Origin of the sequence: Serratia surfactantfaciens, assembly GCF_001642805.2 — a bacterium.
GTDB lineage: Bacteria > Pseudomonadota > Gammaproteobacteria > Enterobacterales > Enterobacteriaceae > Serratia > Serratia surfactantfaciens.
Genome location: NZ_CP016948.1, coordinates 3,915,976 through 3,928,954 on the forward strand (window position 1 = coordinate 3,915,976; position 12,979 = coordinate 3,928,954).

13 protein-coding genes are annotated in these 12,979 nt (G+C 60.1%); 8 read left to right on the forward strand and 5 right to left on the reverse strand.

Annotated features, from left to right (window positions below; genetic code table 11):
* Positions 1-12: 12 nt before the first annotated feature.
* The 5 genes from ATE40_RS18380 to csrD form a co-directional block, all read right to left on the reverse strand.
* Positions 13-597 carry a Maf family protein gene (locus ATE40_RS18380; RefSeq protein ID WP_019453171.1) on the reverse strand — a complete coding sequence of 195 codons (585 nt, stop codon included), beginning with the start codon at positions 595-597 and terminating at the stop codon, positions 13-15.
* A 10-nt stretch (positions 598-607) separates the two neighbouring features.
* The gene (gene mreD / locus ATE40_RS18385) at positions 608-1,096 is read right to left on the reverse strand and encodes a rod shape-determining protein MreD (protein ID WP_004936918.1); all 489 of its coding nucleotides are present in this window, start codon (positions 1,094-1,096) and stop codon (positions 608-610) included.
* On the reverse strand, positions 1,093-2,118 hold the full coding sequence (mreC, locus tag ATE40_RS18390; RefSeq protein ID WP_025160128.1) for a rod shape-determining protein MreC: 1,026 nt from the start codon (positions 2,116-2,118) through the stop codon (positions 1,093-1,095). Before mreC ends, mreD begins: the two co-directional genes overlap by 4 nt.
* A 94-nt stretch (positions 2,119-2,212) precedes the next feature.
* Positions 2,213-3,256 carry a rod shape-determining protein MreB gene (mreB, locus tag ATE40_RS18395; RefSeq protein ID WP_003855260.1) on the reverse strand — a complete coding sequence of 348 codons (1,044 nt, stop codon included), beginning with the start codon at positions 3,254-3,256 and terminating at the stop codon, positions 2,213-2,215.
* 413 nt (positions 3,257-3,669) lie between these two features.
* Entirely contained in the window at positions 3,670-5,604 is a 1,935-nt protein-coding gene (gene csrD, locus ATE40_RS18400; RefSeq protein ID WP_019453173.1) for an RNase E specificity factor CsrD, read from the reverse strand.
* 205 nt (positions 5,605-5,809) lie between these two features.
* Here csrD and acuI point away from each other — a divergent pair, with 205 nt between their 5' ends.
* From acuI to panF, 8 genes are all read left to right on the forward strand, one after another.
* Positions 5,810-6,787 carry an acrylyl-CoA reductase (NADPH) gene (gene acuI / locus ATE40_RS18405; protein WP_019453174.1) on the forward strand — a complete coding sequence of 326 codons (978 nt, stop codon included), beginning with the start codon at positions 5,810-5,812 and terminating at the stop codon, positions 6,785-6,787.
* Positions 6,788-6,942: 155 nt separating this feature from the next.
* Positions 6,943-7,944, forward strand: a complete 1,002-nt coding sequence (msrP, locus tag ATE40_RS18410) for a protein-methionine-sulfoxide reductase catalytic subunit MsrP (protein ID WP_063918684.1) — start codon at positions 6,943-6,945, stop codon at positions 7,942-7,944.
* A complete protein-coding gene (gene msrQ / locus ATE40_RS18415; RefSeq protein WP_063918683.1) occupies positions 7,945-8,544 on the forward strand; it encodes a protein-methionine-sulfoxide reductase heme-binding subunit MsrQ in 600 nt (199 codons plus the stop codon).
* A gap of 287 nt (positions 8,545-8,831) precedes the next feature.
* Positions 8,832-9,284 carry a type II 3-dehydroquinate dehydratase gene (gene aroQ, locus ATE40_RS18420; RefSeq protein WP_004936891.1) on the forward strand — a complete coding sequence of 151 codons (453 nt, stop codon included), beginning with the start codon at positions 8,832-8,834 and terminating at the stop codon, positions 9,282-9,284.
* 32 nt (positions 9,285-9,316) lie between these two features.
* Entirely contained in the window at positions 9,317-9,784 is a 468-nt protein-coding gene (gene accB, locus ATE40_RS18425; RefSeq protein WP_019453176.1) for an acetyl-CoA carboxylase biotin carboxyl carrier protein, read from the forward strand.
* 12 nt (positions 9,785-9,796) lie between these two features.
* Positions 9,797-11,146 (forward strand): acetyl-CoA carboxylase biotin carboxylase subunit, encoded by a 1,350-nt coding sequence (gene accC, locus ATE40_RS18430; RefSeq protein ID WP_019453177.1) that lies wholly within the window; start codon positions 9,797-9,799, stop codon positions 11,144-11,146.
* 152 nt (positions 11,147-11,298) lie between these two features.
* The gene (locus tag ATE40_RS18435; protein WP_004936865.1) at positions 11,299-11,541 is read left to right on the forward strand and encodes a YhdT family protein; all 243 of its coding nucleotides are present in this window, start codon (positions 11,299-11,301) and stop codon (positions 11,539-11,541) included.
* The gene (gene panF / locus ATE40_RS18440) at positions 11,531-12,976 is read left to right on the forward strand and encodes a sodium/pantothenate symporter (protein ID WP_019453178.1); all 1,446 of its coding nucleotides are present in this window, start codon (positions 11,531-11,533) and stop codon (positions 12,974-12,976) included. The genes ATE40_RS18435 and panF overlap by 11 nt, the downstream gene beginning before the upstream one ends.
* Positions 12,977-12,979: the final 3 nt, after the last annotated feature.

A 12,979-nucleotide genomic window follows, 5' to 3' on the forward strand; every position in this document is an offset into this window, starting at 1 on the left:
TGGCAGCGCCCATCAACCGGTTCTTACATCACGTAATGCGACAAAATTACTGAGCAGCTCATGTGTTTCGACCAGCGGCAGACCGACCACCGCATGATAACTCCCGGTTATCGTTCTGACGAAACAACCACCCTTTCCTTGAATTCCGTAGGCGCCCGCTTTATCCATCGGTTCGCCCGTAGCAATATAGTCGCGGATATCCTGTTGCGACAGGCTGCGGAACGTCACGTCGGTCACCACCAATTGGCAACGCACGTCGTGGCGATCGGCGATCGCCACCGCCGTCATCACCTGATGCTGTTTGCCGGACAGGGCCGCCAGCATTTCCGCCGCATGGGCTTCGTCGCGCGGCTTCTCCAGCACCCGGCCGTTGAGCACCACGATGGTGTCGGCACCCAGCACCGGCCGATCTTCCTGCGCCAGCGCCACGCCCGCTTTGGCCTTGTCCTGCGCCAGGCGGCGCACATAGGCTTCCGCGGCTTCGCCTTCCCGGCGCTGTTCTTCGGTATGCGTCAGCAGAATGTCGAACGGCACGCCCAGCAGGGTCAGCAGTTCACGTCGACGTGGGGAGCCGGAGGCCAGATAAAGCGAAGTCATTGATATACCCTTACTGTACGGCGAACTGACGGCGGATTTTGCGCATCAACAGGAATAACCACGGCCACAAAATGCCGTTTACCACACTACTCCAGAACACCTCTGGGCGGAAAGAGACGTTGATCACTAAAAACTCAGCCCAGAACACCACTACATCCATCGACAGCGACAACAGCACGACGATCAGCGCCTGTTGCCACAGCGCCATATTGCGGAACAGTTGGAATTTGAACGCCACCAGGTAAGCGATGATACCCAGCGCCAGCGCGCGCACGCCCAGCGTGGAGCCGAGGATCAGATCCATGATCAGCCCCAGCACGAAGCCGGTGCCGACGTTGACCCGATGCGGCAAGGCCATCACCCAGTAGATCAGGATCAGCACCAGCCAGGACGGCCGGAACATGTAGATCTGCTCCGGCCACGGCATGATTTGCAGCACCAGCGCCACCAGGAACGACAGCCAGATTATCCAGCGCCCGTGGCTGCGGTAGCTGTTCATTGCACGACTCCCGCCGCTGCGGGCTGAACCTGAGGCTGAGCAGACGCCGGAGCGCCGGATTGCGGCGCCGCGCCGCCGGCCGGGGCTGGCAGCTGCGGCCCAACCGAACCGGCCGGCGGCAGCACCTGCGGCATCATCTGCATCAGGCGTTCATTGGCCACGCGGTGTACTTCGTCCGGCGGCAGCGGCATGTCGCCGTTGCGATCGGCGCCCCACAGCAGCAGCAGGTAGCGCAAACGCTGCAGACCGGCGGTTGGCCGCGCCTGAATCACGGTGTAAGCGCGCTGGTTGTCGACCTTGACCGAGGAGACCACCGCCACCGGATAACCTTCCGGGAAGCGGCCGCCGAGGCCTGAGGTCACCAGCACGTCGCCAACGCGGATATCGGTGTTGTTCGGCAGGTGTTCCAGCTGCAGATCGTCGGCGCAGCCGCTGCCTGCGGCGATCACCCGAATATCGTTGCGCAGCACCTGAATCGGCAGCGCGTGGGAGGCATCGCAGATCAGCAGCACGCGGCTGGTGACCTTCGCCACCGCCACCACCTGGCCGACCACGCCCTTGTCGCTGATCACCGGCTGGCCTTCATAGACGCCGTTGTCCGACCCTTTGTCGATAACGACCTGGTCGCTGTAGGGATCGGAACCGGTGGAGATCACCTGGGTAACCATCTTGTGCTCGTCCTGGCGCAGCGGGGAACCCAGCAGTTCGCGCAAACGGGCGTTTTCCTGCTTGAATTGGCCAAGAAGAAGAATATCGCTGTTTTTCAGCAGCAGTTCCTGCCGCAGAGCTCGGTTTTCCAGCTCCAGCTGTTGGCGGGTAGCCAGCGTTTCTGACACGCTGTCCAGAACTTTACGCGGCCCGTTGGCCAGAAAATAGAAAGGGCTGACTGCGGTGTCCATGTAGTTGCGTATCTTCACGAACGTGCCGAGCCGGCTGTCGGCAACGATCAGGCCAATGGCCGCGATCACCGCCAAAAAAAGTCGCAGTTGCAGGGAAGGCCCCCTGCTAAAAATCGGCTTCATAAATTATGCGAGTTCCTCGACAACAGAAAGAGGAACCGTACCCGATTTTCGCTGTGCGCATTCATCCGATACGATTCCTCCTTCCAGGGGCTGACTATTCTTCGCTGAACAAATCGCCGCCGTGCATGTCGATCATTTCCAACGCCTTGCCGCCGCCGCGCGCCACGCAGGTCAACGGATCTTCCGCCACCACGACCGGGATGCCGGTTTCTTCCATCAGCAGGCGATCGAGGTTGCGCAGCAGCGCGCCGCCGCCGGTCAACACCATGCCGCGTTCGGAAATGTCGGAGGCCAATTCTGGCGGGCACTGTTCCAGCGCCACCATCACCGCGCTGACGATGCCGGTCAGCGGCTCTTGCAGGGCTTCGAGGATTTCATTGGAGTTCAGGGTAAAGCCGCGCGGTACGCCTTCGGCCAGGTTACGGCCGCGGACTTCGATTTCGCGCACTTCGTCGCCCGGGTAGGCAGAACCGATTTCGTGCTTGATGCGCTCCGCGGTGGCTTCGCCGATCAGCGAGCCATAGTTGCGGCGCACATAATTGATGATGGCTTCATCGAAGCGGTCACCGCCGATGCGCACGGAAGAGGAGTACACCACGCCGTTCAGCGAGATCACCGCCACTTCTGTGGTACCGCCGCCGATATCCACCACCATGGAGCCGGTCGCTTCGGAGACCGGCAGACCCGCGCCGATCGCCGCCGCCATCGGCTCTTCAATCAGGAACACTTCACGCGCGCCGGCCCCTTGGGCGGACTCGCGGATGGCGCGGCGTTCAACCTGGGTCGCGCCGACCGGCACACAGACCAGCACACGCGGGCTTGGGCGCATAAAGCTGTTGCTGTGAACCTGTTTGATGAAGTGCTGCAGCATTTTTTCGGTCACGAAGAAGTCGGCGATCACGCCGTCTTTCATCGGGCGAATAGCCGCGATGTTGCCGGGGGTGCGGCCCAGCATCTGTTTGGCGTCATGACCGACGGCCGCTACGCTCTTTGGGGAGCCGGCACGATCCTGGCGAATGGCAACCACCGAAGGTTCATTCAGTACGATGCCTTGCCCTTTAACATAAATCAGGGTATTGGCGGTACCCAAGTCGATGGACAAGTCGTTGGAAAACATGCCACGAAATTTCTTAAACATAACGAAAGGATAATCCTGCAAGCTGGGGGCGGAAAATAAAATCCGCCTACTTTACCAACCACACGAAGCAGCGACAAGGCGCAAAAACGTTCTACTTCGGTGAAAAATAGTCTGTATTGTTTCTGCTCGAATGCACGGAAATTGGATGAGGCCTGAATTCCCTGAACAAAGGCTCAGTTTACCACCCTGTCAACGCACGAAACGGCGTAACACAGCTCATAAAATCTAACATATTCCCTGATTGCCGCCGGTGGTAAGCACCTACCAACGTCAGCCAGATAAAAGCTGACAAGAGCCTATCTCAAATAGGCGTCTTTGTCGCAGGCAGATTGGAGAAAACTCCAAAATGACAGGTGACATGGCCCAGATGGATCCGGCGCTCATTCTACGTCAATTTTTGTTCGGCAATCAGCTTAAACACGATAACGACGTGAATATTTTTTACGCCCCGGGTCGATCGGCTCCGGCGACGCGAAAAAGTCGCCCTGCCCGCCGCGGATCCCACGCTCTTTCAGCGTCTGCCACTCGTTGCGCGTACGCACGCTGGCGGCGAACACTTGAGCGTGCGTCCCCGCGCAGGCCCCGGTCAGGCTCTGCACGAACAGCTGATTTTCGTCCCGCTTATCGATACTCCGCACCAGCCCCGGATGGAGCTTGACGATCTCCACCTGCAGCGACTTGATATAGGACGTACTGACCACGGTTAAACCCGCTTTGGACACCGCGAGGCGGCAGCCCAGCCCTGACAACAGCCTCAGCACCGGACGAAGACGGTCGATATGTTGACACACATCTGCCTCCGCAAGTTCAATCAGAATTCGCCGACGCTGACTTTTTTCGCACTGCAGCAGCGTATCGCGCAGCCAGCGCTGGAAAGAGCGCTGCAAAATCGAATCCACGCACAGCGGGAACGCCAGCGTTTCCTCAGGCCATTGCGTCAACAAGGGGATGATACGACTCACCTGCTGGCGATCGTAGCTCTCCGCCAACCCCAACTGCTGAACCAGCGGCATATATTCCGCCGGCAGCAACTCCTGGGAGCCGTCATAGATCCGGCTCATGATCTCGCGATGGTGCACTTCGCCTTCCACGGTGACCGCCGGTTTCTGATACAGCCGCGGGCCGCCGCGCGCCAGCACCTGTTCCAGCAGCGTGCGCCACTTGACGCTGCCGCGCCCCATTTCCGGCACCTGGCTGTCGTACACATACCAACCGTTTTCGCCCTGCAGCGTGGCATGGCGCGTCGCCTGCTCCGCATAGTCGATCACCTGCTCCGTGGTTTGGCCGCTGCGGTACGCCACGATGCCGATGTGAAGGAAGGCCTCACGGTCGATCAGCGCCGTGGAAGGCAAGGCATCGATGGCGTTGACCAGCTGTGACGCGATGCCGTCGGCCTCCTTCAGGGTGCGATGCGGCAACAGCACGGTAAAATCGCTGTGGAAATAGCGCGCCAGCAACGCCGACGGGTAGCGCATCACGAAAGTTGACAGCAGATTGACCAGCGAATACATCAGCTCCTGCACCGCTACGCTGCCGTGCGTGTCGCGCAGGGTCTCGAAATCGGGCAGCCGCACCATCATCACGATGCCGTGCGAACCTTCGTCTTCCAGCTGAGTGGTCAATTGATTATCAAAGAACAGGCGATTGTTCAGCCCGGTTTTGGCGTCCTGTGCGGCGAAGGCGCGGATCAGCGTATCGACCCGGCTGCGCTCTTCCCGCGCTTCCGCCAGATCGGCCAGCAGGCGGTCGAGCGCGCCGCTGACGTTGGCCGGCCACTCACGCACATCGCCCTGCATGACGTTTTCGCGCTCGCCGTTCAGAATGCGCCGCGCGCGGCGTTCCAGGCGATCTTCACCGTCGGCCTGTTCACGCAGCCAGCGCAGGCTGAACAGCAAAACCACCACCATGACGACGATCGACAGCGTGACGGCGGCAGTGGACTGCAGCGTGCGCACATCGCTGGCGAACGGATCGAGGTAAGTGATGTACAGCGTGCTGCCCGGGTGCTGCAACAGGGGGCGCGAGACCTGACGATAGCCGTTCAGCGCATCCCAGGGCTCTTTTTTCACCGTCGGCAATTTATAGTTGAGAAACTGGCTGGTACCGGCCTCTACGCGGATCGACACGATGCCGAGCGGACGCATGACGATCGGCAACCATTTCTCCTGATCGCGCGGCGACTCGTGCAACATGGCCTGATCGAGAGAGGTGACCAGCGAATCAAAGCGACGCTCCTGGCGATCCTGGGTAACGTAAAAGAAGCTGTATGAGCATCCCATCAGCATCAAAAACATCGCCAGCGCGACCAACAGAGTGATCAATGCAGAGAGTTTGGTGGTAAATCGCATCCCTGTGCCTTGTCCGCTATGGTTAAGTGAGTGTTCACCCTTTAGTTAAAAGGGGGTTGTCCAACCCTAACAAGCCTTGCCGAGGAATAAAACCTGCAAGCGCCATTTTTGTCCTTTATCAGGGCCTGAGCCGCTTATTATGCATATAGTCAAAGAAATGTGATTCAGCCATTGATAGAAAAGTGTAAACAAGAGGAAGAGTGACATGCGTGCACTGCTATTGGAACAACAAGACGACCAAACTCTGGCTCATATCAAAGATATCGACAGCGGCCAATTGCCGGAGGGTGATGTTACCGTCGACATCAACTGGTCCAGCCTGAATTACAAGGATGCGCTGGCGATCACCGGCAAAGGCAAGATCGTGCGCAACTTCCCGATGGTGCCGGGCATCGACTTCGCCGGCACCGTGCGCCACAGCCGCGACGATCGTTTCAAAGAGGGCCAAAGCGTGGTGCTCACCGGCTGGGGCGTGGGTGAACACCACTGGGGCGGATTGGCCGAGCAGGCGCGCGTTTCCGGCGAGTGGCTGGTGCCGCTGCCGAACGGCCTCGATGAGCGCAAGGCGATGATCATCGGCACCGCCGGCTTTACCGCCATGCTGTGCGTAATGGCGCTGGAGGAAGGCGGCGTGCACCCGGACGACGGCGACATCCTGGTCACCGGCGCCAGCGGCGGCGTCGGCAGCACCGCCATCGCTCTGCTGGCGGCGCTGGGTTACCGGGTGACCGCCATCAGCGGCCGCGACAGCAATACCGAATACCTGAAGGCGCTCGGTGCCAAAGAGGTGATGTCCCGCGATGGCTATATCGACACGCCGCGTCCGTTGGAAAAACAGCTGTGGGCCGGCGCGGTGGACACCGTCGGCGACAAACTGCTGGCGCGGGTGCTGGCGCAGATGAATTATAACGGCACCGTCGCCGCCTGCGGCCTGGCGGGCGGCTATCAACTGCCGACCACCGTGATGCCGTTCATTCTGCGCAATGTGCGCCTACAGGGCGTGGACTCGGTGCATACGCCGCTGCATCGCCGCCAAACCGCCTGGGAACGGCTGGCCGGCATTCTGCCGGACAGTTTCTATCAGCAGGCCACGCACCAAATCCCTCTCGAACAGGCGCCGGCCACCGCCGCCGCGCTGCTGAACAACCAAATCACCGGCCGCACCCTGGTGAAGATTCGTTGACGCGCTCCCCCCGGCGACGGGGGGTCTCCGGCTTCTGCGAAATTTCATATTTTCCTGCGCCCCCTCGCTTCCGGCCGGCTTTAACGCCATGCTTATTTGATGGAGACCCGCCCGCCGCTCCCCGGCGGCGGGGATCAGTCGCGGAGAACATAAGCATGAACAAACACCCCAAATTGACCGAGGCCGACGTCACGCCGGAGAGCGTGTTCCACCAGCGGCGCAAAGTGCTGCAGGCGCTCGGCATCACCGCCGCTTCGCTGGCGCTGCCTACCGGCGCGCAGGCGGACCTGCTGTCGTGGTTTAAAGGCAACGATCGCCCCAAGGCGCCGCCGGGCAAAGCGCTGGCATTCAGCAAGCCGGCCGCCTGGCAGGCCCAGTTGGCGATGACGCCGGAAGACAAGGTCACCGGCTACAACAACTTCTATGAATTCGGTCTCGACAAGGCCGATCCGGCCGCCAACGCCGGCGGGCTGAAGACTGAAGGCTGGAAAGTGCGCATCGACGGCGAAGTGGCGAAGCCGATAACGCTGGATATCGACGATCTGATGAAGCGTTTCCCGCTGGAACAGCGCATTTACCGCATGCGCTGCGTCGAGGCCTGGTCGATGGTGGTGCCGTGGATCGGTTTCGAACTGGGCAAGCTTATCAAGCTGGCCGAACCGAACAGCAACGCGCGCTACGTGGCCTTCCAGACGCTGTACGATCCGGAACAGATGCCCGGCCAGAAAGATCGCTTTATCGGCGGCGGCCTGAAATACCCCTACGTCGAAGGGCTGCGGCTGGACGAGGCGATGCATCCGCTGGCGCTGCTGACCGTCGGCGTGTACGGCAAAACCCTGCCGCCGCAAAACGGCGCGCCGCTGCGGCTGATTACGCCGTGGAAATACGGCTTCAAAGGCATTAAATCGATCGTGCACATCCGTTTGGTGCGCGATCAGCCGCCGACTACCTGGAACCAATCCGCGCCGAACGAGTACGGTTTTTACGCCAACGTGAATCCGCACGTCGATCATCCGCGCTGGTCACAGGCTACCGAGCGCTTCATCGGCTCCGGCGGCATTCTCGATGTCAAACGCCAACCGACGCTGCTGTTTAACGGCTATGCCGATCAGGTGGCATCGCTGTATCGCGGCATGGATCTGCGGGAGAATTTCTAAGTGCGCCTGACGCCTGTTCATATCAAATGGCTGAAAGCCGCCCTGCATCTGGCGGCGTTTCTGCCCTTTCTCTGGCTGGTGTTGGCGGTGGACCAGGGCTGGTTCAGCGCCGATCCGTCCAAGGACATCCAGCATTTTACCGGCAGGATGACGCTGAAACTGCTGCTGGCCACGCTGATGATCGCCCCGCTGGCGCGCTACGCCCGTCAGCCGCTGCTGATCCGCTGCCGGCGCCTGGTGGGGCTGTGGTGCTTTGCCTGGGGCACGCTGCACCTGATAAGCTACTCCACGCTGGAGCTGGGGCTGAGCAATCTCGGCCTGCTGGGCAGCGAGCTGGTGAACCGGCCCTATCTGACGCTCGGCATCCTCACCTGGCTGATCCTGCTGGCGCTGGTGGCCACGTCGACGCTGTGGGCGATGCGCAAACTGGGCGCCAAATGGCAAACGTTGCACAACTTCGTCTATCTGGCGGCGATCCTCGCTCCCATCCACTACCTGTGGTCGGTCAAAACCTTTTCACCCCAGCCGTTCATTTACGCGTTGCTGGCGGTGGCACTGCTGGGATTGCGTTATAAGAAGTTCCGCGCCTGGTGGCGCTGAATCGCACGGCGGCGCGCGTTATCGCCGTAGAAAAACGCGCGCCGTCGGCGGGAACTTTTTCTGTGTTCCAGCGCTCATATTGCTGTCACGGATCCCCGAGTTCGTCGATTTGGGGTTGAATATCTTCGCTGATAAGACCAGTATTTAGCTGCGAATTGCTACGATATCGTTATAATGCCCGACCTTGTTTCTGTTCTCAGGGTGAATTTACCCCTTAACAGGTGACAAATCGGTAACATCGGGTTATTTTCTACGATGATGGTTTTATTGCCGGAGATACCAGCACAATGGCGGATAAGTTTCACATTTTGCTTCTGAACGGCCCCAATCTCAATCTGCTGGGGACGCGTGAGCCGGAGAAGTACGGCAGCACGACGCTGACAGAGATTGTTAACGGATTGGAAAACCAGGCATCCGCATTGGATATTACCCTGAGCCATCTGCAATCCAACGCCGAGCATCAGCTGATCGATCGCATCCATCAGGCGCGCGGCAACACCGATTTCATTCTGATAAACCCGGCGGCGTTCACGCACACCAGCGTGGCGCTGCGCGATGCGTTGTTGGCGGTGCAGATCCCGTTCATCGAGATCCACCTGTCCAACGTGCACGCCCGCGAACCTTTCCGCCATCACTCTTATCTCTCAGACGTAGCGGTAGGCGTGATTTGCGGCCTCGGCGCGGATGGCTACGCTTTCGCTTTACAGGCAGCGGTTAACCGTCTGTCGAAAACCCACTAATTGCTCCACAAAAAGAGTACGGAATCACACTCATGGATATTCGTAAAATCAAGAAACTGATCGAACTGGTTGAAGAATCAGGCATTTCTGAACTGGAAATCTCTGAAGGCGAAGAATCGGTTCGCATCAGCCGTGCCGCACCGGCGCAGGCTTATCCCGTCATGCAGCAGGCCTACGCGATGCCGGCACAGCAGCAGCCAGCTCTGGCTACCGCCGTCGCCACCGCACCTGCGGCAGAAACCCCTGCAGCACCGGCGGCCATGAGTGGCCACGTCGTTCGTTCTCCGATGGTAGGTACCTTCTACCGCACCCCAAGCCCGGACGCGAAAGCCTTCGTGGAAGTGGGCCAGAAAGTGAACGCCGGCGATACCCTGTGCATCGTTGAAGCCATGAAAATGATGAACCAGATCGAAGCGGACAAGTCCGGCGTCGTGAAAGCCATCCTGGTGGAAAACGGCCAGCCGGTCGAATATGACGAGCCGCTGGTCGTCATCGAATAACGAGGCGCCCCCATGCTTGATAAAATTGTTATCGCCAACCGCGGCGAGATCGCGCTTCGCATCCTGCGTGCCTGTAAAGAACTGGGCATCAAGACCGTTGCGGTTCACTCCGCAGCCGACCGCGATCTGAAACACGTACTGCTGGCCGACGAGACCGTCTGCATCGGTCCCGCGCCATCGGTAAAAAGCTATCTGAACATCCCGGCCATCATCTCGGCGGCGGAAATCACCGGCGCCGTGGCGATCCACCCGGGCTACGGCTTCCTGTCCGAGAACGCCGATTTCGCCGAGCAGGTTGAACGCTCCGGCTTCATCTTCATCGGCCCGAGAGCCGAAACCATCCGCCTGATGGGCGACAAGGTTTCCGCGATCAACGCCATGAAAAAAGCCGGCGTGCCTTGCGTGCCTGGCTCCGACGGCCCGCTGACCGACGACATGGATAAAAACCGTGCCTTCGCCAAGCGCATCGGTTATCCGGTGATCATCAAGGCCTCCGGCGGCGGCGGCGGTCGCGGCATGCGCGTCGTGCGCAGCGACAAAGACCTTGAGCAGTCCATCAACATGACGAAAGCGGAAGCCAAAGCGGCTTTCAACAACGACATGGTGTACATGGAAAAATACCTGGAGAATCCGCGTCACATCGAGATTCAGGTATTGGCCGACGGCCAGGGCAACGCCATCTATCTGGCCGAGCGCGACTGCTCCATGCAGCGCCGCCACCAGAAAGTGGTCGAAGAAGCGCCAGCGCCAGGCATCACCAGCGAAATGCGCCGCTACATCGGCGAGCGTTGCTCGAAAGCCTGTGTGGAAATCGGCTACCGCGGTGCGGGCACCTTCGAGTTCCTGTATGAAAACGGCGAGTTCTATTTCATCGAAATGAACACCCGTATTCAGGTAGAGCATCCGGTTACCGAAATGATCACCGGCGTGGATCTGATCAAAGAGCAGCTGCGCATCGCTGCCGGTCAGCCGCTGTCGATCAAACAGGAAGAAGTGAAGATCCACGGCCACGCGGTAGAATGCCGTATCAACGCCGAAGATCCGAACACCTTCCTGCCGAGCCCGGGCAAGATCACCCGCTTCCACGCGCCAGGCGGTTTCGGCGTGCGTTGGGAATCTCATATCTACGCCGGTTATACCGTACCGCCGTACTATGACTCCATGATCGGCAAACTGATCACCTTCGGCGAAAACCGTGACGTGGCAATTGCCCGCATGAAAAACGCCCTGGCTGAACTGATCATCGACGGCATCAAAACCAACGTTGAGCTGCAGCAGAAGATCATGAACGACGAAAACTTCCAGCACGGTGGCACCAACATCCACTATCTGGAGAAGAAGCTGGGTCTGCAGGAAACCTAAGGCAGCCACGCAGCATCGTCTGACGAAAGGCCGGTTAATCACCGGCCTTTTTCTTTGGCACTACCGCCAGTAACGGCTTGGCAAAACGCCGTCATGCCGTAAAATTCCCTACCTTTGATGAATCCATCACCGTAAACCTATGGGAGACACGGATGGACAAACGCTTTATCCAGGCGCACCGCGAAGCGCGCTGGGCGCTGGGGCTGACGCTGCTCTACCTGCTGGCCTGGGGCCTGGCGGCCTATTTGCCGGACAGCGCCATCGGCGTCACCGGCCTGCCGCACTGGTTCGAAATGGCCTGTCTGCTGGTGCCGTTGCTGTTCATCGGCCTGTGCTGGCTGATGGTGCGCACGGTGTTCCGCGACATTTCGCTGGAGGATCGCGATGCAAACTGAAGTGATTCTGCCGCTGGTCGCCTACCTGTTGCTGGTGTTCGGCCTGTCGGTGTACGCCTATCGCCGCCGCCAGAACGGGAATTTCCTCAGCGAATACTTCCTCGGCAACCGCTCGATGGGCGGCTTTGTGTTGGCGATGACCCTGACCGCCACCTACATCAGCGCCAGTTCGTTTATCGGCGGCCCCGGCGCCGCTTACAAATACGGCCTGGGCTGGGTGCTGCTGGCGATGATCCAGCTGCCGGCGGTGTGGCTGTCGCTCGGCGTGCTGGGCAAGAAATTCGCCATCCTGGCGCGCCGCTACAACGCCATCACCCTCAATGACATGCTGTATGGCCGCTACCAAAGCCGCCTGCTGGTGTGGCTCGCCAGCCTCAGCCTGCTGGTGGCGTTCCTCGGCGCCATGACGGTGCAGTTTATCGGCGGCGCCCGGCTGCTGGAGACCGCCGCCGGCATTCCTTACGACACCGGCCTGTTGATCTTCGGCATCAGCATCGCACTTTACACCGCCTTTGGCGGCTTCCGCGCCAGCGTGCTGAACGACGCCATGCAGGGGCTGGTGATGCTGCTCGGCACCGTGTTGCTGCTGGTGGCGGTGATCCATGCCGCCGGCGGACTGGACAGCGCGGTGCACAAGCTGCAGCAGATCGATCCGGCGCTGGTCTCGCCGCAGGGCGGCGATCAGATCCTCAGCCTGCCGTTTATGGCGTCGTTCTGGATCCTGGTGTGCTTCGGGGTGATCGGCCTGCCCCACACCGCCGTGCGCTGCATCTCTTATAAGGACAGCAAAGCGGTCCATCGCGGCATTCTGCTCGGCACCGTGGTGGTCGCGGTGCTGATGTTCGGCATGCATCTGGCCGGCGCGCTCGGCCGCGCGGTGCTGCCGGATCTCAAGATCCCCGATCAGGTGATCCCGACGCTGATGATCACCGTGCTGCCGCCGTACGCCGCCGGGATCTTTTTGGCGGCGCCGATGGCGGCGATCATGTCGACCATCAACGCCCAACTGCTGCAATCCTCCGCCACCATCATCAAGGATCTCTATCTTGGCGTGCGGCCGCAGCAGATCCACAACGAGCGGTTGATCAAGCGCTTTTCCAGCCTGACTACGCTGGTCCTCGGCCTGCTGGTGCTGCTGGCGGCCTGGCGGCCGCCGGAGATGATCATCTGGCTCAACCTGCTGGCTTTCGGCGGGCTGGAGGCGGTATTCCTGTGGCCGCTGGTGCTGGGCCTGTACTGGGAGCGCGCCAATGCTCAGGGAGCGCTTAGCTCAATGGTGTCGGGTGCGGTATGCTATACGCTATTGGCCAGCTTCAACCTGCAACCGGCGGGGCTGCATCCTATCGTGCCTTCGCTGTTGCTCAGCCTGTTGGCGTTTTATCTCGGTAACGTCGTCGGCGAAAAGCGCCGGGCGACGTCATCATTACCCTCTTGAAGA